The organism is Maribacter hydrothermalis, from assembly GCF_001913155.1.
GTDB classification, from domain to species: Bacteria; Bacteroidota; Bacteroidia; order Flavobacteriales; family Flavobacteriaceae; genus Maribacter; species Maribacter hydrothermalis.
On sequence record NZ_CP018760.1, the window covers coordinates 295,232 to 316,493 of the forward strand.

The 21,262-nt window shown below is 33.6% G+C and carries 23 protein-coding genes; 14 read left to right on the top strand and 9 right to left on the bottom strand.

Annotated features, from left to right (window positions below; all coding sequences use genetic code 11):
- Positions 1 to 2: 2 nt before the first annotated feature.
- The 4 genes from BTR34_RS01340 to hemN all read right to left on the bottom strand — a co-directional run bounded on the left by BTR34_RS01340 (position 3) and on the right by hemN (position 3,955).
- Positions 3 to 587 carry a fasciclin domain-containing protein gene (locus BTR34_RS01340; protein ID WP_068487014.1) on the bottom strand — a complete coding sequence of 195 codons (585 nt, stop codon included), beginning with the start codon at positions 585 to 587 and terminating at the stop codon, positions 3 to 5.
- A gap of 138 nt (positions 588 to 725) precedes the next feature.
- Positions 726 to 1,232, bottom strand: a complete 507-nt coding sequence (locus tag BTR34_RS01345) for a c-type cytochrome (protein ID WP_068487010.1) — start codon at positions 1,230 to 1,232, stop codon at positions 726 to 728.
- Positions 1,233 to 1,622: 390 nt separating this feature from the next.
- Positions 1,623 to 2,444, bottom strand: a complete 822-nt coding sequence (locus tag BTR34_RS01350) for a universal stress protein (RefSeq protein WP_068487004.1) — start codon at positions 2,442 to 2,444, stop codon at positions 1,623 to 1,625.
- Positions 2,445 to 2,593: 149 nt separating this feature from the next.
- Positions 2,594 to 3,955 carry an oxygen-independent coproporphyrinogen III oxidase gene (gene hemN / locus BTR34_RS01355; protein ID WP_068487002.1) on the bottom strand — a complete coding sequence of 454 codons (1,362 nt, stop codon included), beginning with the start codon at positions 3,953 to 3,955 and terminating at the stop codon, positions 2,594 to 2,596.
- Positions 3,956 to 4,141: 186 nt separating this feature from the next.
- On the opposite strand from hemN, the gene BTR34_RS01360 reads away from it, so the two are divergent.
- The 7 genes from BTR34_RS01360 to BTR34_RS01390 all read left to right on the top strand — a co-directional run bounded on the left by BTR34_RS01360 (position 4,142) and on the right by BTR34_RS01390 (position 8,972).
- Positions 4,142 to 4,531: a DUF983 domain-containing protein gene (locus BTR34_RS01360; RefSeq protein WP_068487000.1), complete on the top strand. Its 390-nt coding sequence runs from the start codon at positions 4,142 to 4,144 to the stop codon at positions 4,529 to 4,531.
- A gap of 7 nt (positions 4,532 to 4,538) precedes the next feature.
- On the top strand, positions 4,539 to 5,171 hold the full coding sequence (locus tag BTR34_RS01365) for a Crp/Fnr family transcriptional regulator (RefSeq protein WP_068486999.1): 633 nt from the start codon (positions 4,539 to 4,541) through the stop codon (positions 5,169 to 5,171).
- A gap of 69 nt (positions 5,172 to 5,240) precedes the next feature.
- Positions 5,241 to 6,038, top strand: coding sequence for a sulfite exporter TauE/SafE family protein (locus BTR34_RS01370; protein WP_068486998.1), 798 nt, complete (start codon positions 5,241 to 5,243; stop codon positions 6,036 to 6,038).
- Between the two features lie 84 nt (positions 6,039 to 6,122).
- Entirely contained in the window at positions 6,123 to 7,535 is a 1,413-nt protein-coding gene (locus tag BTR34_RS01375; RefSeq protein WP_068486997.1) for an MBL fold metallo-hydrolase, read from the top strand.
- Between the two features lie 84 nt (positions 7,536 to 7,619).
- Complete coding sequence (locus BTR34_RS01380) at positions 7,620 to 7,967, top strand: rhodanese-like domain-containing protein (protein ID WP_068486996.1); 348 nt, start codon at positions 7,620 to 7,622, stop codon at positions 7,965 to 7,967.
- Positions 7,968 to 8,069: 102 nt separating this feature from the next.
- Entirely contained in the window at positions 8,070 to 8,699 is a 630-nt protein-coding gene (locus BTR34_RS01385; RefSeq protein ID WP_068486994.1) for a Tll0287-like domain-containing protein, read from the top strand.
- Between the two features lie 3 nt (positions 8,700 to 8,702).
- The gene (locus BTR34_RS01390) at positions 8,703 to 8,972 is read left to right on the top strand and encodes a cation transporter (RefSeq protein ID WP_068486992.1); all 270 of its coding nucleotides are present in this window, start codon (positions 8,703 to 8,705) and stop codon (positions 8,970 to 8,972) included.
- Between the two features lie 36 nt (positions 8,973 to 9,008).
- Here BTR34_RS01390 and BTR34_RS01395 read toward each other — a convergent pair whose 3' ends face one another.
- The gene (locus BTR34_RS01395) at positions 9,009 to 9,884 is read right to left on the bottom strand and encodes a sterol desaturase family protein (RefSeq protein WP_068486990.1); all 876 of its coding nucleotides are present in this window, start codon (positions 9,882 to 9,884) and stop codon (positions 9,009 to 9,011) included.
- Positions 9,885 to 10,108: 224 nt separating this feature from the next.
- Between BTR34_RS01395 and BTR34_RS01400 the strand changes: the two genes are divergently transcribed.
- Positions 10,109 to 10,315 (top strand): YgaP family membrane protein, encoded by a 207-nt coding sequence (locus BTR34_RS01400; RefSeq protein ID WP_068486988.1) that lies wholly within the window; start codon positions 10,109 to 10,111, stop codon positions 10,313 to 10,315.
- A 40-nt stretch (positions 10,316 to 10,355) separates the two neighbouring features.
- On the opposite strand, the gene BTR34_RS01405 is transcribed toward BTR34_RS01400, so the two are convergent.
- Together BTR34_RS01405 and BTR34_RS01410 are read right to left on the bottom strand one after the other, a co-directional pair.
- Complete coding sequence (locus tag BTR34_RS01405) at positions 10,356 to 11,645, bottom strand: OprD family outer membrane porin (protein ID WP_198037230.1); 1,290 nt, start codon at positions 11,643 to 11,645, stop codon at positions 10,356 to 10,358.
- A 49-nt stretch (positions 11,646 to 11,694) separates the two neighbouring features.
- Positions 11,695 to 12,732 (bottom strand): c-type cytochrome, encoded by a 1,038-nt coding sequence (locus BTR34_RS01410; RefSeq protein WP_068486985.1) that lies wholly within the window; start codon positions 12,730 to 12,732, stop codon positions 11,695 to 11,697.
- A gap of 188 nt (positions 12,733 to 12,920) precedes the next feature.
- Between BTR34_RS01410 and BTR34_RS01415 the strand changes: the two genes are divergently transcribed.
- Positions 12,921 to 13,448 (top strand): DsrE family protein, encoded by a 528-nt coding sequence (locus tag BTR34_RS01415; protein ID WP_068486983.1) that lies wholly within the window; start codon positions 12,921 to 12,923, stop codon positions 13,446 to 13,448.
- A gap of 11 nt (positions 13,449 to 13,459) precedes the next feature.
- On the top strand, positions 13,460 to 14,050 hold the full coding sequence (locus tag BTR34_RS01420) for a class I SAM-dependent methyltransferase (RefSeq protein WP_068486981.1): 591 nt from the start codon (positions 13,460 to 13,462) through the stop codon (positions 14,048 to 14,050).
- A gap of 48 nt (positions 14,051 to 14,098) precedes the next feature.
- On the opposite strand, the gene BTR34_RS01425 is transcribed toward BTR34_RS01420, so the two are convergent.
- Together BTR34_RS01425 and BTR34_RS01430 are read right to left on the bottom strand one after the other, a co-directional pair.
- Entirely contained in the window at positions 14,099 to 16,396 is a 2,298-nt protein-coding gene (locus BTR34_RS01425; RefSeq protein ID WP_068486979.1) for a TonB-dependent receptor domain-containing protein, read from the bottom strand.
- Positions 16,397 to 16,478: 82 nt separating this feature from the next.
- A complete protein-coding gene (locus tag BTR34_RS01430; protein ID WP_068486977.1) occupies positions 16,479 to 16,856 on the bottom strand; it encodes a hypothetical protein in 378 nt (125 codons plus the stop codon).
- Between the two features lie 261 nt (positions 16,857 to 17,117).
- On the opposite strand from BTR34_RS01430, the gene BTR34_RS01435 reads away from it, so the two are divergent.
- From BTR34_RS01435 to BTR34_RS01450, 4 genes are all read left to right on the top strand, one after another.
- Positions 17,118 to 17,783 (top strand): peroxiredoxin, encoded by a 666-nt coding sequence (locus tag BTR34_RS01435; protein WP_068486975.1) that lies wholly within the window; start codon positions 17,118 to 17,120, stop codon positions 17,781 to 17,783.
- A 71-nt stretch (positions 17,784 to 17,854) separates the two neighbouring features.
- Positions 17,855 to 19,195, top strand: a complete 1,341-nt coding sequence (locus BTR34_RS01440; RefSeq protein ID WP_068486973.1) for a rhodanese-like domain-containing protein — start codon at positions 17,855 to 17,857, stop codon at positions 19,193 to 19,195.
- A 6-nt stretch (positions 19,196 to 19,201) separates the two neighbouring features.
- Positions 19,202 to 19,681 (top strand): Dps family protein, encoded by a 480-nt coding sequence (locus tag BTR34_RS01445; RefSeq protein WP_157483972.1) that lies wholly within the window; start codon positions 19,202 to 19,204, stop codon positions 19,679 to 19,681.
- 248 nt (positions 19,682 to 19,929) lie between these two features.
- Entirely contained in the window at positions 19,930 to 21,261 is a 1,332-nt protein-coding gene (locus BTR34_RS01450) for a cytochrome ubiquinol oxidase subunit I (RefSeq protein ID WP_068486969.1), read from the top strand.
- Position 21,262: the final 1 nt, after the last annotated feature.

The window sequence follows — 21,262 nt, forward strand, 5'->3', positions numbered from 1 at the left end:
ATTTATTCGTTTGATGGCGGTAATATTACCTTATCCACGACATGTACAATTCCGTTTCCTGCCGGTACACTGGCTATGATTTTAGCACCACCAACGTATACATCATCACCCTTTACCTCAACTATCGCATTTTGATCGTTTGCCTGTCCTAATTTTTTAAATTTTTTCAGAAATTCTTTATCGTAATTACCAGCCGTAACATGGTGCTTTAAAATATTTGCCAGAGCATCCTTGTTTTCTGGTTTTAATAAATCTTCTACTGTACCTGCAGGTAGGGCATCGAAAGCTGCATTCGTTGGTGCAAATACCATTAAGGGCCCTGCATTTACTAAAGCGTTTTCAAGACTTGCGGCCTGTACTGCTGCTACCAAAGTAGTATGGTCGGGAGACCCAATGGCTATCTGTAATACATTTGGTGTAGAACCATCATCCTCAATAAAGGCTTGCCCTTTCTTTTGTGCGGTAGTGGCTTCAGTTGAAACAGGCGATGTGGTTGTTTTTTCTGTATTAGATTCATTTTTACAACTGCTAATTAAAAGCAGTCCTAAAATCGGAGCAAATATGAATTTTAAATTGGTCGTTTTCATAATAATTGTTTCTAATTAATTATCTAATATTTGATTGTTATTCTATTTCATATGATTAGCAGTGAAAAAAGGACTAGAGGATAAAAGATAATTTTTAAGTATAAATCCTTAGTCCATTTATTAATCCACTTCTAAATTCTATAAGGTTCTGAAATACTCTAAGATTGCCCTTGTCTGTTCTACTGTCAGATTCTGATTAGACATGGCTGCACCATTAAATTCTACCAATAAATCTTTTGCACAACGATCTTGTTCTGTCATTAGTTTTGGATCTAGAATCATGTTCATAATCCATTCTGGACTTCTTCTTTCTAAAATACCTTTTGGAGAAGGTCCTATAAAACGTTTGTCCAGTTTATGACAAGCGGTACAATTTGTTTTAAATATTTCACCACCCTCTGCTGCCATTTTTGCATCTATTTCCGCTGGCAGTGTTATATCTTTAATTTGCCCTACTCCTTTCTCATCTAATGTTACACGCATAGATGCAGGCACCTCATCAGTAGCCGGGGCCGCTTTTAAAGATTCTTCTGTAGTTTTTGAACGATCTACGCTAAAACCTTCTTTTTTCTTTTCTTCTTTACCGCCACACGCCATTAGCAGGAGTGAAAAAATAACTGCGGCACTTCTTAGTAGTATTTTCATTTTAAATGGTTTATTGATTAATTGACTAGACAAAAGTAGAGGGTATTAAAAGGTTAAAATATGATAATTATCATCATTAAGGATAAAATTGTCCCTAATGATATTGTTATACATATTCAGTAGTATAATAAAAGAGGTAATCTAAATTATGCTTACCTAAAAAAGCTATAAAAAAAGGTCTATAATGTAGTATTTATTGATAATGCAGCATACTTTACCTAAATAAACCTCTTAGGTACCTTACAACTAAATCTTGCTTAAATTGGCTCATTTAAAAATGAAATAATTAATAAATTATGGCAGTGTTTTTAGATGTAATAAAATAACATACGACAATAAAAAAGACGGCCGTGTTAGCACGACCGTCTTTAATTATTTAGAATCATGAATCTATATTTTAAAAGTAATAACCGGAATTTTAGCATGGTTTACAACATCTTCACCAATACTACCATTAAACCAATGAGAAAGACCTTTACGACCATGTGTAGGCATTGCAATAGCATCTGCTAAAATGGTTTTTCCATAATTTAATATACCCTGCTCAACACTATAATCATTATATATCTCTACCTGCAGCCCGGCATTTGCCTTATATAAAAATTTATTGATTTTTTGATATGCATCTTTATTACTTAAAAATTCGTCGTTTGGTGTATTTATAAAAACAAGCTCCATACTACCATTTACCAATTTTGAAAATTCCCTAGCTTTTTGAAAAGCAGGAAGGTTATCATCATTAAAATCGCAAGCGAAAACAAACCTATCAATACTAAAATCAGTCACTTCACCTTTAATGACCAATACTGGAGTAGACGAATTACGTACTACTTTCTCCGCATTAGAGCCTATTAAAATTTCTTCCAGTCCGCTTGCCCCGTTAGAACCCATTACAATTAAATCGGCATTATGCTCCTCCGCAATTGCATCTAACTCACTAAAAACCTTATAATGTTTAATTACAGGAGTAACCTTAATACCCTCTAAAAATGGCTTATCTAAAAATTCCTTTAAATTTTTCTCGGCTAATTTTACTAGAAAAACAGTTTGTTCTATATACATTCCATCAGGTGAAGACAGTATTGCCTGGTTGAGCTCTAACATGTGAACAACAAGAAGCTCTACCTTGTGTTTTTTTGCCAAATCTGCAGCAGCCTTAAGCGCATATCCTGATTGGTCTGAAAAATCTGTAAGTACAATAATTTTTTTCATGATAATTTAATTTTGCTGTTAATAAAATTTGAGCTCAAAAGTTTTATAAATTATAACCTCGCCCAATGGGTAAAAGGCATTTTTTATTTCAAGACCCGTCCAGCGTTACGAACGAGCAAAGCTCGGGAAATTAAACCCTCAAAGAGGTATTAAATTGTCATTGAGAACAACTTTGTCTCTGGGGCCTTTTTTTGTAATGGCAAATCAAAAGCCATACATACATTTCTAACAAATGGTCTCCCTTTTTCAGTTACCCGTAAATTACCTTTAGAAATCTCAACTAATCCATCTTGCTCCATTTCGTTTAATCTTTCAAGAATACTTTCCATTTGGGGTAAATGTAATTTAAAAGCACTCCATGAAGTTGTAAACTGGCACATTAAATTTAATATATGTCTTCTAATAATTTGATCTTCTTCTGTTAAAATATGTCCTCTATATAATGGAATAATATTGTTCTCTACCAAGTTTTGATATTCCTCAATATTCTTTACATTCTGAGAAAAACCATACCAACTATCACTAATACTAGAAGCTCCCAACCCAATCATTAAATGAGTATTAGAACTGGTATATCCCATAAAATTTCTATGCAAATGACCACTTTGCATGGCCTTATATAAACTATCTGTTTCAAGCGCAAAATGGTCCATCCCTATTTCATGATATCCGTAATTTAACAATAACTCTTTCCCTACTTCATACTGGGTTCTTTTTTCATCTGCAGTTGGTAAATCTGCCTCATTATAACCTCGTTGTCCGTTACCCGCCAACCATGGTACATGTGCATAGCTATAAAATGCAATGCGATCAGGTTTTAGCTCTTTTGTTTTTGCGATAGTATTTTCTACGTGCTCTAATTTCTGGTGTGGTAACCCAAAAATGATATCATGACTTATAGAACTATACCCTATTTTCCGTGCCCATTCGGTTACATTTTTTACATTTATAAAAGGTTGAATCCTATGAATTGCTTTCTGTACCGTTTCATTATAGTCTTGAACGCCAAAACTTACTCTTCTAAATCCCACATTATACAAAGCTTGTAAATGATTTTTAGATGTATTATTAGGGTGCCCTTCAAAACTAAACTCGGCATCCTTTGCTTTATCCGCAAGTCTCAAAATGCCATCAATTAAATACTTTAAGTTCTCTGGATTGAAAAAAGTTGGTGTACCTCCACCTAAATGCAACTCTTTAATTATGGGTTTTTCATCGAACAATGCGCTATACAATTGCCATTCTTTTAAAACTGATTTAATATAGGGCATTTCAACATCATGTCTTTTAGTAATACGTTTATGACATCCGCAGAATGTACACATACTTTCGCAAAATGGTAAGTGTATATATAAACTTATACCAGTTTCAGAATTACTAGCATGGAAACTTTTCTTGACTGTTTGTTCCCATTTTTTTCCTGAGAAGGTATTTATATCCCAAAATGGTACGGTTGGGTAACTAGTATATCTAGGACCCGGCACATTATACTTTTGAACAAGCGAACACATATAAATCTGTTTTAACAACAAACTTACAAGAACAATAAAGTAAATAATATGATTAATATCAGTTCTATAGAGTACAATGACGCTATTTTAGTTCATTGACAATACTGTTAACCAGCTTAGCTGTGTAACTAATGTTACCTAAAAACTTACCATGATCCAATAAATTTGACATAAAGTTTTAATGGTATGATAGCAAAAGGTTCAAAACTGTACAGTATAATTTTTTTAAAATGTCCAAGATGTCATAAAGGAAAATTTTTGGAGGCCAATCCCTATAAATTAAGTAATTTCAATAAACTAAAAGAACGGTGTCCAAAATGCGATTTAAAATATAGTATAGAACCTAGTTTTTACACAGGGTCTATGTACGTTTCTTACGCCGTTGGTATTGCAGTAGCTGTGGCAGCATATGTTTTAACCCTTATATTTGGATTGCAACTTGGCATAAAATCTTTGTTCATAACAATTGTGGTTGCATTGGTGCTGACAATGCCATGGATAGCCGCAGTTTCTAAATCTATTTGGGCAAATATGTTTTTTAAATTCGATAAAGAATTAGCTAAAAAAATTAATTAAAATAGAAATGATCCAAGACTTAACGGAAGAATACGGAAATATCTTTGAAGAAGAACTCATTAATGAGATTGTTCAAGTAGGCACATTTAAAGAAGTACCTGAGGGATATAAACTTATGGAGATTGGTGATTTTATAAGAGGTATGCCTTTATTGATTTCTGGGGTCATTAAAATTTTACGAGAAGATGAAGATGGTGATGAACTTTTATTATACTATCTAGAAAAAGGCGATACATGCTCTATGACCATGGCTTGCTGTATGGGTGATAAAAAAAGTGAAATTAGAGCAATCGCAGAAACTGATGCTAAATTAATAATGGTTCCTATTCAAAAAATGGAAGAATGGACAGCCACATACAAATCTTGGAGAAACTTTGTTTTTAACAGCTATCACGTTAGGCTAAATGAGCTGTTGAGTACTTTAGATAATATTGCTTTTCAAAAAATGGATGAACGCTTAATTGGTTATCTAAAAGAAAAAGCTAGGGTTACCAATGATAATATTATTCATAGCACCCATCAAGATATTGCCTACGATCTTCATAGTTCTAGAGTAGTAATTTCTAGACTCTTAAAAAAATTAGAAGAGTTGGGCAAAATTAAACTACACCGAAATTATTTAGAGATTCTGGATTTATAATTCTTCTGTAACCATTGTTACTGCATAGGTTTCCGTACCAGTATATTTTTGTGATACCAAATATATCACATGGAAATTTTGCACTTTTTTGGATACTTCAGCGCATTAATAATAGGAGTTTCATTAGGACTTATTGGTGGCGGGGGGTCCATATTAGCTGTACCTGTTTTAGCTTATTTATTTACAATTAATGAAAAAGCGGCTACGGCTTATTCACTTTTTATTGTTGGTGCAAGTGCATTAGTTGGTGGTTGGCAACAACATCTAAAAGGTTATGTGGATTGGCGTACTGCTATCGTTTTTGGTATTCCTGCAATTATTGGCGTAACGGCTGTTAGACATTATGTGGTGCCCGCTATGCCCGATGTTTTATTTCAAATTGAACACTTTCAATTTACGCGCAGAATGGCCATGTTTGGCTTATTTGCCATATTGATGATTCCTGCTGCATATTCGATGCTTAAAAAAGATAAACCTGTTCTTAAAACAGGTAGTGTCCACTATAACTATCCGTTAATATTGGCAGAAGGACTACTAGTTGGTAGCATTACCGGATTAATTGGAGCTGGTGGCGGATTTTTAATTATACCGGCACTGGTAATTTTGGCAAATGTAGAAATGAAAGTTGCCATAGGCACCTCTTTAATTATAATTGCTATAAAATCTTTAATGGGTTTCTTTTTAGGTGATGCTATGACAATGGTTATAGATTGGAGTTTTTTGGCAATGTTCACAGGGCTCTCATTTATCGGGATTTTTATTGGTAGCTACCTTAGCAACTTTATAGATGGTAAAAAATTAAAAAAGGGTTTTGGCTATTTTATTCTTATTATGGCAGCCTTTATTTTTTACATGGAATTTTATTAAAAAAAAATCCTTATGTGACTAATGTCACTGTAGAACATAGTAACAACCTCTAATTTTATCCTATTAAATATTAATTATTACAAAATGAAAGTAGAACAAATATATACAGGCTGTCTTGCACAAGGTGCATACTATATAGAAAGTAAAGGAGAAGTTGCTATTATAGATCCACTAAGAGAAGTACAACCTTACATTCAAAAAGCAAAAACTAATAATGCTAAAATTAAGTACATTTTTGAAACTCACTTTCATGCCGATTTTGTTAGTGGTCATGTGACTTTGGCAAAAGAAACTGGTGCAGATATCATATACGGACCACAAGCAAACCCCTCATTTAAAGCAATTATAGCAACAGATAATCAAGAATTTAAACTTGGGGATATTACTATAATTGCCTTACATACCCCTGGCCATACTATGGAAAGTACCAGCTATCTTTTAAGAGATGAAAAAGGTAAAGACTATGCGTTATTTAGTGGCGACACCTTATTTCTTGGTGATGTAGGTAGACCAGATTTAGCGCAAAAAATAGGCATACTTACGGAGCGCGATTTAGCAGGATATTTATATGATAGCTTACGAAAGAAAATTATGCCCTTGGCAGATGATGTAATTGTATATCCAGCACATGGGGCAGGTTCTGCATGTGGTAAAAATATGATGAAGGAAACGGTTGATACTTTGGGTAACCAAAAGAAAATGAATTATGCCCTACGTAAAGACATGACCAAAGAGGAATTTATTGATGAAGTTATTGACGGTTTACTGCCCCCACCTCAATATTTCCCTCTTAATGTAAAAATGAATAAGGAAGGTTACGAAGATATTAAAACAGTATTGGAACGTGGAACAAAAGCACTTTCCCCAAAGGCTTTTGAAGCCGCGGCAAATGAAACTGGCGCTATCGTTTTAGATGTACGCCATCAAGATGATTTTGCACAAGGCCATATTCCACGTTCTATTTTTATTGGTCTAGATGGCAGTTTTGCTCCGTGGGTCGGTGCTTTAATCGCAGATGTAAAGCAACCTATTTTATTGGTAACTGCAAAAGGCATGGAAGAAGAAGCTGTAACAAGACTTTCTAGAGTAGGTTTTGATGGTACGTTGGGATATTTGGAAGGTGGGTTTGAAGCTTGGAAAAAGGCTGCAATGGAATATGATACCGTAAGCCAAATTGATGCTGATGAACTTAAAACGGCGATAAAAAAAGATAATGTATCTGTTTTTGATGTACGAAAAGAATCTGAATACAAATCTGAACACGTTATAGGAGCCAAAAATACTCCTTTAGATTTTTTAAACGACCATTTAGCCCAATTCCCTAATAACAAAACATTTTATGTGCATTGTGCCGGTGGCTATAGAAGTATGATAGCTTCGTCTATTCTTAAAAGCCGAGGTATTCACAATTTAATAGATGTAAAAGATGGGTTTAAAGCTATACAGGAAGCGAAAATACCTGTCTCTGAATTTGTTTGCCCAACTACGCTTTACTAATTTTTTATTGGTTGGTTTATTTAGGAAACGGTCATTATATTAAATCGTTTTCTATTATTGAATATTAATTTTAAATAAAATACTATGTCATTTTTAAGTGCACTCTTTGGTAAAAAAGAACAAGATGTTACCGGTAATATCACCGTATTGAGTAAGAACGAATATGCAACACAAATTGTAACTAATAATATTAAACCTATTGATGTTAGAACATCATCTGAATACAATAGTGGTCATATTAAAAATGCAATCAATATAGATTTTTTCAATGCTGGTAATTTTAAGAATTATTTTGATAAGCTAAATAAAGAAAAACCTGTTTATGTCTATTGTAGATCAGGTGCAAGAAGTCAAAAGGCTGCTCGAAAGCTATTAAACATGGGCTTTACACAAGTGTATGATTTAAAAGGAGGGTATAATTCTTGGAATTGATCTAAAAATGGTTTTCAAATTTTAAAAATTTTGGCATTCTGTATTTATGCGTAAACAACTTTATCCTTGAAAATTATTTAATTAACTATTTATTTTATACTCATGAAAAAGGCATTTTTTTTATTGGCAACTATTTTTGTATTTAGCTGTAAAGATTCTCCAAAAGTAAACGATGGAAACACAATTGATAGAATAGATACTATTGATACTAATAAAACTTCTTTAATAAATGATAGTATTTTTCTAGAAAAAGGAAAAAACTACGCCCAAAGTACCCAAAAAATTTTAGGAAAAAATCTTATGGCCAGTTTACAAAAAAACGGGGCTGTCGGCGCTGTAGAATTTTGTAATGAAAAAGCATACCCCTTAACAGATAGTATGGCAGTTGTACATAATGCAAAAATTAAAAGGGTGAGCGATAAACCAAGAAACGCTAACAACCAAGCTAGCGAAAATGAGCTGGAGTATATTGAATTTTTCAAATCAAAAATCAATAATAAAGAGTCTTATGAACCTATCGTAGAAAACAATAATGGAAAAATTAATTATTACTCTCCAATTGTAACAAATACCATGTGTCTAAACTGTCATGGGATACCGGAGACGAATATAGACCCCAAGGTTACCCAAATATTGAATGATAGATACCCATATGACCAGGCAACTGGTTACAAAGAGAACGAGGTAAGAGGTATTTGGAGTATAACTTTTAACAATGAACAAAATAAGTAAGATATGACATCAGTAATTCCTATTCAAAATTTAAAATGTGGTGGCTGTGCAAAAACAATCATCTCAAAATTAGAAGAGATTTCATCGATTACCAATGTATCGGTCTCAGTAGAATCATCATCAGTTTCTTTTGATACTTCGAAACTTGAAGATATAACTGTCGTGAAAAATAAATTAATGTCAATTGGCTACCCAAGTATTGACCAAGAAAATTCAGTGCTTTCAAAAGCAAAGTCTTTTGTGAGCTGTGCCACGGGTAAACTATCAGACTAAATTATAAGAATTTTTAAAGAAGAAGTAATTAATTTGTTACTTCTTCTTTCTTTTAAACCCATGGGTAACTTGCCCTAAAAAATCTTGTGGTAAATTTTCATCTCCTGGATAACCTAATCTTATAGTACCACTATCTTCTGGTATGTAGTTCGTTTTGAAGATATAATCCCATAGACTTAAGCTAATACCAAAATTTACGCCATAGGTGCCTTTCGGCAAATCATAGGCATGATGGTATAAATGCATAACCGGGTTATTAAATATATACTTTAATGGACCCCATGTAATTTTAATATTAGAGTGGTTGATATGACCAATCGCTATTGCTGCAAAATGAACTATGTAAGCTTGTTCTGGTTCAAAACCTCCAAGTATCATTACACCAAAAGTTTTTAAAGGTTTGTAAAAAATATTTTCCATCCAGTGGTAACGCAAATGAGCTGCAAAACCCATTTCTTTTACACTATGGTGTACTTTATGGAAATTCCATAGAAAGGCATATTTATGTAATAATATATGCGTAAACCATTGCACAAAATCCAAAACAAGAAAAAATACCACTAATTGTCCCCACATAGGCCAACTAGCTGTATCTATTATTGCCAAACTATCTGTTTTAATACCTATGTCTTTAAAAAATACCTGTAAAAGTTTATATATACCACTTATTGCTATGGCAAATAGAAAGAAGTTGAAAAACATATAAAAACCGTCTAACCAAAAATCTTTTCTAAATACACCTTGTTGCTTTCTCCATGGAAAAACAATTTCTAAAAGCCAAACTACCAATGAAATAGAAATTAAGCCCCAAAAATAATTAAGGTACCAAGGAACCTGAAAAATGATTGATTTCCATGTCCAACTTAATGTTCCGGTTATTGCATTTAAAAAGGCATCAATATATGCTTCCATTCCTCAATCGCTTTTTACAAAAATACTTTATTAAAAATGACCCTTTTGTAACCAAAGTTACTTTAAACCATTGCATAATCATCAATTTTATCGGTGACCAATGTCATAGGACTTAAACTAATTATAATGTAATTTTCAATAGTCAAATAGGCCGCCTTTATGTTTGTCCATAAATTTTTGGCAACATTACAAATTACTTTAAGCAATAACTAAAAATTAGTATCATGAAAAAAAATATGGGAAGCACAGACCGTTTTATTCGAATTTTTATAGCCGTAGCACTTTTAACAACCTTTTATACGGATACCGTTACCGGAACTTTAGGTTATATAATGGCAGCGGTGGCAGGCATTCTAATTTTGACAACCTTTATTAGTTTTTGTCCAATCTATACTGTTTTAGGAGTCAATACCTGCAAAATTAAAAAGTAATATTAGGAAATTTCATTTCACACCATTACACCTAAATAGTTTAAAAATTATAGTTAAGAACAAAGTCTAGATGAAACATATCTACCTTGTTAAAATAGAAATTGGGATTATCCGGTATATCCCCATTTCCAATTTTAGCAGTCAAAAGCAACTCTGGCCGAAATCGCTTTAACTTTTTAATATCAAAGAAAATATCTAGGTTAACATGGGTGTAATTTGGCATAGCATACTTGTTTAATATGGCATTGTCTACGTCTGGTTTCCAGTACTTACCCATACTAAGTATGGTGTTTAGGTTTAGATCTTTATGTATTAAAAAATCCTTTTTATAATTCACTACTAGAGCATGATTATCCGCTGTCCCTTCACTACGCTCACGCTTTTGAAAACTGAATAAGTCTTCCCTACCCCATTCTCTTGGAGCTATAAATTGACCGTGCGGTAATATTCTATCATACCCTAAAGAAACTAAACCTGCTTTAATTTTATAGGAGATTTTTAACCCTAACACATCAGCTGAATTTTGATTAAAATAACGAAAGGAATCTATATTGCTACCACCATTACCAACCTTATTTTGGTGTAACCACTCCCCTTCTAATTGAACAGATTTTGTAATTTTATAAGAAGGTTTTAAATAGAATGAATTGAATATGTTTTCAACATACTGATTCCAGACGTTCACAGTTAAATTATCGGCTATTTCAAAATCAACATTAGCCAATAAAATATAATCAGATGCCGTATTATTTGAATACAACGCTGTATTCCCATAAACGTTTCTACCCTCGGGGTATGTACCTATACTTTCCCCTATACCATAAAATTTGCCTGTAGATCTAGGTGCAATTTCATTTAAAAATCCCAATTGCATTATTGTGTTGTTTATCTTATGGTCATACCAAAAACCCTGTACTAGAGTAGGTATCATTCTACCATCTTCAGGGTTAATCAAAGGTGAATTCACCTTCATTCTGCCTAAAGTAAATGTGTGATTCTTAACCCTATATTTAACATGAAGTTCTCCTAATAAAAAAACGGCATCATTTTCTAGATCTAACCTATCAAAAAGTCCTTCTTCGTATCTACTTAATTTATTGGTAGTTACATCGGGTATTGTTAGGTCCTGTAATCCAAGATTAGTAGCATTATAAACTGCAGCTCCTATTTCTAAATTTTTAAGCAGTTTGTATTGATATTTCAATTTTCCTCCTGTTGCCAATGCATTAAAATCTTTCAATTCTCCTTTGTTTGACGTCATCATATAATAGGTCCGCCATTGCCCAGAAAGGGTTCCCATCTTCTTTGTATCAACAGAATCTTGTGCCATAGAAAATATGGGTAAACAAAAAATGAATAGAAATACTAATCGCATTATGCTATTTTGTTTTGATAATTCCGTATTTCTGCTTATAAAAATCCATTATGGGAGGAAAAGGGCCATATTTATGCTGTTCGGCAGAAAAATCATCTACCCATGGTCCATAGGGCGTAGATACTGGTTTTAGTTTCTTGTCTGGATAATCATTTTCAGTATTCAACTTATGAGGTCTGGTAAAACTATTAATATATCCGGCTACATGATATGCCTCCTCATCTGTTAATTTTGGATTATCCCAGGTGGCTTGTAAATATGGCATGTTACTTTTTATAAATTCAGCCGAAGTAATCACCCTATTCATACCAGCACCATCATTAAAACTATCTGGTCCCCAAAGTGGCGGATACGTATAACTTTTACCATCCACTGCATTGAGAACTCCTTCCCCATTTTCACCATGGCAGATTACACATTCTTTTTGATACACCTGACTACCTTTTTCTAAGTTAACTGCTACATTGGGAATCTCAATTTTTGGATACCCTTTAAACTCCGCTTTTCTATTCTCTGGCAATCCTTCACTTAGCCAGGCCATATAAGCTACTATAGCATCCATTTTATCCGAATCTACAGGTAGCATTCTACCATTCATACTCCTTTCCATACATCCATTTATTCGGCCTTCAATAGTACCTATTTTATTACCACGACCACCAAATTGAGGGAAACGCTCTAAAATACCCACCCAAGAACCGGAACCTGCCTGTGCACCCTGTTTTAAATGACAATTGGCGCAAGCTAAATTGTTTCCACTATAGCGATCTGCAGGATTCACTGCCTTGGGACCCATATATTTTGAGGACTCTGCTATCAGGTAATAGCCTTTTTTTACTTCTGCAGGCATATTATTAATTTCAGAAATGGCATTCCTAGGTTCCCAGTTTACACTTGTAGCGATTTCATCCGTCTCGGAAGTACTAACAGATTTAACATATGGCTTATAATTTAAAAGCCATAAAAATACAATACCGACCAAAACGAATACTATCGCAAATAGTTTAAAAAATTGTTTCGCCAATATTCGTAATTCATTCATACAAATGTAATCTTACGCTAATTTAAATAACGAATCTATAATTTACACATGATTATTAAAGTAACCGTAGTTACAGTAAAGTTAAATACATTAACTTACTTTTATTGCTCTTAAAAATAACGGACATTAGTATAGAACTTTAGTTTACACCAAACCAACGTATTAGTAATTTTAAAATTTACCAGAACATGAAAAAAGCATTCTTAATTGTAATAGTATTTATGACTACACAACTAATTTCAGCACAAGACTGGACTACACCCATTATTAAAGGCTACGGAAAAATAAAGGAATTTAAGGATGTGGTTACGCAGCCAGACCCTACCAAAGAGTATAATCTTGTATTTGACCTTAAAGATGAACGTGTACTAGAAGGCATTAACATAGGCTATTTCAAGATCGCCAGAATGATAAATATGCTAGGTGCCGGTGGTGTTTCTCCTGATAATGTAAACATCGTTGCCGCTATACATGGGGGTGCAACATTTACCGCATTGAACGAAGACAAATACCAAGAAAAATATGAAAAGGCAAATCCTGATGCGGAGGTAATAAAATTATTAAAGGAATACGGCGTAAAATTTTATGTTTGTGCGCAAGCAACGGCCGCTAGAGATATAAGTGCAGCAGATTTAAACCCAAATACAGAACTGAGCTTATCTGCTATGATGGTGCTTGCCAATTACCAATTAGAAGGGTATATTTTTATGCCTTAATTGAGCATGATATGAAAGATTTTTGGAATGCCCGGTATAAGGAGGAAAGTTATGCTTATGGAAATTTACCTAATGAATTCTTTAAACAACAGCTAGATAAATTAAAAGTAGGTTCAATTCTTTTACCTGCTGAGGGCGAAGGTAGAAATGCCGTTTACGCACTCTCTAAAGGTTGGGAAGTAATGGCCTTTGACTTTAGCAAATCTGCTAAGGACAAAGCTCAGAATCTGGCCAAAAAAAATGGTTTCCATCTTGAATATCAAGTAATAGATGTGCTTGATTTTGAAACAACAAAAAAGTTTGATGTTATTTGTTTTTGTTATACACATTTTCCTTCATCTATTCGATTTAAAGCAAGTCAACATCTCCTAAAATCCTTAAGCACCAAAGGATATGTTATTTTTGAAGGGTTCTCTAAAAAACAATTAGGTAAAACTTCTGGCGGACCTAAAGATATAAGCATGCTCTACTCCATTGCTGAAATTGAAAAAGAGTTTGAAGGTTTACATTTTGAAATGTTAAAAGAGCAAGAAATAGAATTAAATGAAGGGCCTTATCATATAGGTAACGCATCCGTAATTCGTTTCTTTGGAAGTAAATAAATCATAAAAGGGACCCTATTTTGGTCCCTTTTATATTATCTGAATCTACTAAAATTTAAACTGTGCAAAAGCTGTTAAATTTCTACCTGGGTCATTGATAGGAAACGTCCCAAATGCTGCCTGATTGTTAAAAGCGAAGTTTAAATGATTGTTATAAGTCTTATCAAACACATTTAAAACTGCTAAACCTAAAGTTATATTTTTAACGGGTATAATTCCGAAACGTAAATCCATTACTTCATAACCTGGCGTAACCTGTTCCCCAAACGATAGTGCTATATCTTCTTGTTTAGAGGTTATTGTATAATTTGCATTTATCCAAAATTTTTCCTTTTCATAACCAAGTTTAAACCTTGTTGTTAGTGGCGGCACTAGAGGTAGTGACTCGTTTAAATCATTATTCTTGGCATAAACATAAGAAAGTTCAGTAGTGAAATTTAAATGATTCCAAAAATCTACTCCCGCCATAATTTCAAATCCGGTTTTATAGGCTTCATCTAAATTCCGAAATACTTTGGAGTAACGTGGTTCATTCATAGGCATGAATTTTCTTGGTTGTGTTTCATCAATTACGGCAACTATATAATTTTCATACAGTGAATAGTAAAAAGATGTGCTATAATTAAACTTGTCTAAACCATTTTCCGAAATTGGTAAATTTCCTTTAAATCCTACTTCGAACTGATTATTTACCTCTGCATCTAAATTTGGATTACCAATATATTCATAAGAATCCTGACCTACGGTAAAATGATTTATAACACGTTCTATCATATTGGCAGAACGAACGCCCCTACCATAAGCAACTTCCATAATAAACTGATTAGATAGTACATATTTAATGGATGCCGTACCACTAAAGTTATGTTCGGTTCTTTTATCTAAATCTGGATACATCGCTGCAAAATCTGCTTCTGGATCTTTAATTTCAGAGGTAACATTATCATACCGTAAGCCCACGGTAGCCATTGTTTTAGAAGTTAAAGGATATTTGCTTTCTACAAACACACCCAAATCATTGATATAAGAATCTTGCCATACTTTGTCTATAAATTGAACAGGGGTGGCCAAAGGCCCCATAGCATTTCTTTTTACCAATCTAACACGGTTTCCGTCCCTAGCAATAGCTAAATAATCAAGACCTGTATAAAGTGCCATTTTTTCAGTAGGCTTTAACTTAAATTCTAACTTACCTCCTGCAGTGGTAGCATCTATTTCAGACAAAGCATCGGTCATCATAAAACTAGGCCGTTCCTTATTACTCATAATATGGTCCACATAGCTATAGTAGATTTTAGCATCTATATTTTCAACTAAACCTGTTAATCCTTTTAGCTTATAATCTAAAGAAAGTATACTGCTGTTGTCCTCGTCGGTATCCATAGGCAAACCTGCATGTAAAACATCACGGCCATACGATTGCCTCCAATGTGCTTGTAATCGTTGTTGACTAGAAAAATTATAACCCGCTTTTATTCCATAATCTAAACTTCTAAAAGAACTAGGAATTTCAACCCCATCGCCATCTTCATAATTTCCAAAATCACGAAAACCTACATTCCCGACAATATCATATTTTTCTGTTGCCTGTTGTAGTCTTGCCATAGATACTAAAGAGCCGCCATTGCTTTCGTACCCTGTATTAACGCTCCCGTGCAGCCCAAAATCCTCTGCGGTAGGTTTTTGAGTTACCATGTTAACTATACCACCAAAAGTAGCTCCATAACGTACTGTATAGGGTCCTTTTATAATCTCTATTTTTTCTATTTCTTCGGGGATAACGTGCGTAGTAATAGGATCCATACGGTTAGGACAGGCATTCATTGCCTTTGTACCTCCATCAAACTGAACATTTAACTGCTCATATTGTGTTGCCCTAAAACTTGGGTCAATGGCATAATTACCTCTTTTAATTAACGAGAAACCGTTAACATCATTAAATAAATCGGCAACATTTCTTGGTTGAACAATTTTCTTAACATAGTCATTAGTCTCTAAGGTAAGAACAGGGTCAATTTTTATATTCCCTGTAACCATAACTCCATTTATGGTAATGGGAGACTCTTGCATGGTAATAAAAATTGGCTCATTATTAACTTCTACCTGATGTTGTATTGTTTTGTACCCCATAAAAGAAATGGTCAATATCACATTTTCCCGGGTCGTTTTTAATTCAAAATCTCCATTAACATCTGAATATGTTGCGGATCCATTATTTGCCAGAATATGAGCCCCATTTAATGGTTCTTGGTTTACTTCTGAAACAATTTTTCCATTTAAATTTTGTGCGTTCAATAGGGGCGTCGATAATAATATCGCTAGCACCCAAAAATATTTTAGGTTCATTTTTAAAACTTTTAATTATATAGAAATACAGCCAAACACCTGAAATAGTGGCAATGGCAAAATTAGATTGAGGAAATTACTGTTAGAATTTAGGGGGATGGATTATACGCTCAGTGAAATGAAAACTATATAAAACGTTGTATTGTGGTTCAAGTAATGAGGTTACTTGTTTTTCTAGGAACATTGTGGAAATAAGGGGGCCAATAAAAAGCACTACTTCGTTTTTAAGCCATTCTAAATCGTATGGAATTTTCTCATCATCGGTATCCTGAGATAACATTTTCGACAAGGCACACTCTCCATTACAATTCATTTCTGGCCGTGCTTTATTCTCACAAAAGCGCTCCACAAAATCATCGGTAAACAACGCATAATAACTTATTACGCCGGCAGTTTTAAAACTACTTGCCAACGAAATAAACATAAATAGTATTGATATGGTAATACCGGACAATTTCATACGGCAAAATTAATGACCATTTTTGGTTTGGAATGTGACAAAAGTCACATACTTTAAATAATAATTATAAAGATTTTAGTGAACCCCCTTGTTCAAAATATCGTTACCATAGTATTGTATTTAGATTACCTATAACGCCAAGAAATCTATTAATCTGTTAAATAAAGTTAAAGTAGCTTTTATGTAACCTAGGTTACTTTTTAATTTTTAACTATAAGTTAATTTTATGCTTAATTAATAAAATAATAAATACAATCTATTATGAATAACGAGGAACTATTAAACAAAGAAATTATATCCATGCCTAGAATCGGAGATATGGCACCAGATTTTGAAGCTATTACTACCAAAGGTAAAATAAAAATGTCTGATTTTGCTAAGGATAAATGGATCGTAATGTTTTCACATCCTGCAGATTTTACTCCGGTATGTACTACTGAAATGAGCGGTTTTGCAACTAGAAAAAATGAATTTGATTCCTTAAATACGGAACTTTTAGGTTTAAGTATAGACAGTGTACATGCCCATTTAGGTTGGGTACAAAATGTAAGGGAAAATACAGGAGTATATTTTGATTTTCCAATTATTGCGGATATTGACATGAAAGTGTCTAAATTATATGGTATGCTGCAACCTAATGAAAGTGAAACAGCAGCAGTAAGGGCCGTATTTTTTATCGACCCAACGAAAAAGATACGTTTAGTTATGTATTACCCATTAAACGTAGGAAGAAATATGGACGAAATACTGCGCGCATTAGATGCTTTACAAACATCTGATAAGCACAAAGTATCCATGCCGTTAGATTGGAAAAGAGGAGATAAAGTAATTGTGTCACCACCAAAAACATTGGATGAACTTAACACTAGATTAAATGATGATTCCTTGGAAAAAGTAGATTGGTATTTAGCCAAAAAATCTTTATAATTAATGTATTGGTCAGAAACTTATATAGTGCTGACCAATACTATTAAAACTAATTTTCAAAAACTGTACTTATGATTATAAAACAATTTCAAGACAAGCCTTTAGCACATTATTCGTATGCTATTTTAAGTGGTAAAGAAATTGCGCTTGTTGATCCCTCTAGAGACCCAGAACCGTACTACCGTTTTGCAGAAGAAAACAACGCCAAAATCATTGCTGTTTTTGAGACGCACCCACATGCCGATTTTGTTAGTGGACATTTACAAATTCACGAAGAAACAGGAGCGAATATATATGTCAGTAAATTAGTTGGCGCAGAATATCCCCATAAAACGTTTGACGACGGAGACATTATGCAAATGAATAAAATAAAATTTACTGCAATTAATACGCCCGGCCATTCACCGGATAGTATTACAATAGTTGCAGAGGATGAAAACTCTAAACATGCCATGTTTACGGGTGACACTTTATTTATAGGTGATGTTGGTAGACCCGACCTAAGGGAAAATGCCGGTAATATGAGAGCAAAAAGAGAGCAATTGGCAGAAGCCATGTTCCATACCATGAAACATAAATTCAACCATCTACCAAATGAGACCTTAGTATACCCAGCACATGGTGCAGGTTCATTATGTGGTAAAAATATGAGTAGCGATCCGTCTAGCACCTTGGGCAATGAACGTTTAAGTAATTGGGCTTTTAAAGATTTAACGAAGAAAGAGTTTGTAGAACATATACTACAGGACCAGCCCTTTATACCATACTATTTCGGATTTAATGTGGATATCAATAAAGTAGGCGCGCTACCTATAAAACGTAGTATTGCTAAAATACCTTTACAGTTTGGCGCTTCTGAATTAAAAGATTCTATAGTTATCATAGATACACGTGATACGGTAGATTTCAAAAAGAACCACTTTCCGAATTCCATAAATATTATGGCTCGTAACGAAGATGATAAAATTGAAACTTGGCTAGGCTCTATCGTTACACCAGAAGAACCCTTTTATCTTGTTTTAGATAGTATCGATAAAAGAGCAGAAATACTGGAACGCATTGCCAAAATCGGATATGAAAACCAAATAAAGGCCGTATTGACTATAGGAAACGAGGCTTTGGAGAAATTCGAAAATTTTGATCTAGATCGCTTTAAGAAAAATAGTAGTAAATTTACTATAGTAGATATTAGAAATGCTAGCGAAGTCAGCGAAGCAGTGTTTTTTGATAATGCCATAAACATACCGCTCAACGATTTACGAAATTCAATTCATGATATCCCAACGGATAAGCCAATTGTGGTTCATTGCGCTGGTGGGTATAGAAGTGCTGCGGGCTCAAGTATACTATCAAAAGAAATTAAGGGTACAAAAGTGTACGACTTAAGTGATTCAATAAATAAGTTTAAATAAAATATGATGAAGAATACAAACCTTACAAACATAGGATTAGACAAAAAAAGTACAAATGAGATCTCTAATCAATTAAATGACCTATTATCCAATTACCAAATGTTCTATATGAATTTAAGAGGTTTTCATTGGAATATTAAAGGAAAAAAGTTTTTTGAGCTTCACCTTAAATTCGAAGAATTGTATAATGACGCCGTTATAAAAATTGATGAAATTGCGGAACGTGTTTTAACCTTAAGCAATACGCCTATTCATACCTTTGCTAAGTATATTGAAAATTCAGAAATCAAGTCTGTTGAGAATGTAGTTGAAGGTGATAAAGCAGTAGATAATATTTTAGAAAGCTTATCAATTCTATTAAAAAAAGAAAGAGCTACACTTAAAACTGCTGCAGAAGCTGATGATGAAGGTACGGTTTCGCAAATGAGCGACTATATTGTTCAACAAGAAAAATTAGTGTGGATGTTATCTGCATATAAGGATTAATATTCCCTTCTAAAAAAAACCTTATAATCCTGAAAATTGTTTGAACAAATTTCAGGATTTTTTTATGCAAGTATATTATTACCCTTAGTTACTATTTTAATTTTATAATTTTTGATTTAGTAATTTTAATCCCCTAATTGTTCCTCCCCTTATTTTTAAATTTCACCAAATATGTAACCTAGGTTACCTTTAAAAATTAGCTGTTGGTTACCTTTGTAACATTCAAAATATTGTAAAGTATATAGACTATGGAAGACATGATTTTTTATGATAGACTGCAATTTGCATTTACGATCACATTCCACTATATATTTCCTCAACTAACAATGGGCTTGTCTTTATTGATAGTTTATTTTAAATGGAAATATCTGAGAAATAAGGTTGAAAAGTATAATGATGCGGCTAAGTTTTTCATGAAAATATTTGCCATTAACTTTACCATGGGTGTGGTAACTGGCATACCTATGGAGTTCCAATTTGGTACAAACTGGGCTAAATTTTCTGAACTCACAGGGGGCATTATAGGTCAGACCTTAGCCATGGAAGGCATGTTTTCATTTTTCTTAGAATCTTCCTTTTTAGTACTCTTTATTTTTGGTGAAAAATTAATGGGACAAAAACTACACCTCTTAACTGGCTTTCTTGTATTCTTAGGGTCTTGGGCTAGTGGATGGTTTATTTTAGCGACCAATGCATGGATGCAGCACCCCGTTGGTTACGAAATATTGGAAAACGGTAAATTCGTTTTAGAAAACTTTTCTGCACTGTTTACCAATCCGTGGCTTTTACCTGCTTTCTTACATAATCAACTGGCTTCTGTAGTCACTTCTTCTTTTGTTGTGGCCAGTATTGGTGCATTTTATATATTAAGAGAAAAGCAAGTTGAACATGGCAAACTGTTTTTAAAAACCGGAGTTATTTTTGGTTTGGTTTCTAGTATTTTGGTTGCTTTCCCTACGGGAGATTGGAATGCCAAAAATGTTGCCAAATACCAACCTGCCGCTTTTGCTGCTATGGAAGGTATTTTTGAAACCGAGGATGCTGGGGCCGAAATTGTACTTATTGGACAACCCAATATGGTTGAGAAAAAACTAGATAACAAAATTGCCGTTCCCAATATATTAAGCTTTTTAACCTACCAAGAATGGGATAAACAAATTGTTGGGATGGATAAATTTGAAAAAGAAGAATTGCCAGACAATATTCCTGCACTTTATTATTCTTACCATATTATGGTAGGTTTAGGAACAGTTTTCATGGCAATTATGGCTTTATCGGCATTTTTATTATGGCGTAAAAAACTGTACAACACAAAAGCATTACTTTGGACAATAATGTTTCTAGTACCATTTCCTTATATAGCAAACCTAACAGGTTGGTATACCGCAGAGTTAGGCAGACAACCGTATTTGGTTTACGGTTTGCTCAGAACTAGTGAAGGAATTTCTCCGACAGTTTCATCCGGTAATACGCTATTTACTTTACTTGGATTTGTTGCTTTATACATGCTACTAGGTCTATTGTTTTTAGTCCTTGTTGGCAAAACCATTAACGAAGGTCCAAAACCTAAATTACATTGAT

Coding starts and splice junctions, on each gene's coding strand:
- BTR34_RS01340 (WP_068487014.1), bottom strand. CDS start 587: ATGAAAACGACCAATTTAAAATTCATATTTGCTCCGATTTTAGGACTG.
- BTR34_RS01345 (WP_068487010.1), bottom strand. CDS start 1,232: ATGAAAATACTACTAAGAAGTGCCGCAGTTATTTTTTCACTCCTGCTA.
- BTR34_RS01350 (WP_068487004.1), bottom strand. CDS start 2,444: ATGAAAAAAATTATTGTACTTACAGATTTTTCAGACCAATCAGGATAT.
- hemN (WP_068487002.1), bottom strand. CDS start 3,955: ATGTGTTCGCTTGTTCAAAAGTATAATGTGCCGGGTCCTAGATATACT.
- BTR34_RS01360 (WP_068487000.1), top strand. CDS start 4,142: ATGATAGCAAAAGGTTCAAAACTGTACAGTATAATTTTTTTAAAATGT.
- BTR34_RS01365 (WP_068486999.1), top strand. CDS start 4,539: ATGATCCAAGACTTAACGGAAGAATACGGAAATATCTTTGAAGAAGAA.
- BTR34_RS01370 (WP_068486998.1), top strand. CDS start 5,241: ATGGAAATTTTGCACTTTTTTGGATACTTCAGCGCATTAATAATAGGA.
- BTR34_RS01375 (WP_068486997.1), top strand. CDS start 6,123: ATGAAAGTAGAACAAATATATACAGGCTGTCTTGCACAAGGTGCATAC.
- BTR34_RS01380 (WP_068486996.1), top strand. CDS start 7,620: ATGTCATTTTTAAGTGCACTCTTTGGTAAAAAAGAACAAGATGTTACC.
- BTR34_RS01385 (WP_068486994.1), top strand. CDS start 8,070: ATGAAAAAGGCATTTTTTTTATTGGCAACTATTTTTGTATTTAGCTGT.
- BTR34_RS01390 (WP_068486992.1), top strand. CDS start 8,703: ATGACATCAGTAATTCCTATTCAAAATTTAAAATGTGGTGGCTGTGCA.
- BTR34_RS01395 (WP_068486990.1), bottom strand. CDS start 9,884: ATGGAAGCATATATTGATGCCTTTTTAAATGCAATAACCGGAACATTA.
- BTR34_RS01400 (WP_068486988.1), top strand. CDS start 10,109: ATGAAAAAAAATATGGGAAGCACAGACCGTTTTATTCGAATTTTTATA.
- BTR34_RS01405 (WP_198037230.1), bottom strand. CDS start 11,645: ATGGCACAAGATTCTGTTGATACAAAGAAGATGGGAACCCTTTCTGGG.
- BTR34_RS01410 (WP_068486985.1), bottom strand. CDS start 12,732: ATGAATGAATTACGAATATTGGCGAAACAATTTTTTAAACTATTTGCG.
- BTR34_RS01415 (WP_068486983.1), top strand. CDS start 12,921: ATGAAAAAAGCATTCTTAATTGTAATAGTATTTATGACTACACAACTA.
- BTR34_RS01420 (WP_068486981.1), top strand. CDS start 13,460: ATGAAAGATTTTTGGAATGCCCGGTATAAGGAGGAAAGTTATGCTTAT.
- BTR34_RS01425 (WP_068486979.1), bottom strand. CDS start 16,396: ATGAACCTAAAATATTTTTGGGTGCTAGCGATATTATTATCGACGCCC.
- BTR34_RS01430 (WP_068486977.1), bottom strand. CDS start 16,856: ATGAAATTGTCCGGTATTACCATATCAATACTATTTATGTTTATTTCG.
- BTR34_RS01435 (WP_068486975.1), top strand. CDS start 17,118: ATGAATAACGAGGAACTATTAAACAAAGAAATTATATCCATGCCTAGA.
- BTR34_RS01440 (WP_068486973.1), top strand. CDS start 17,855: ATGATTATAAAACAATTTCAAGACAAGCCTTTAGCACATTATTCGTAT.
- BTR34_RS01445 (WP_157483972.1), top strand. CDS start 19,202: ATGAAGAATACAAACCTTACAAACATAGGATTAGACAAAAAAAGTACA.
- BTR34_RS01450 (WP_068486969.1), top strand. CDS start 19,930: ATGGAAGACATGATTTTTTATGATAGACTGCAATTTGCATTTACGATC.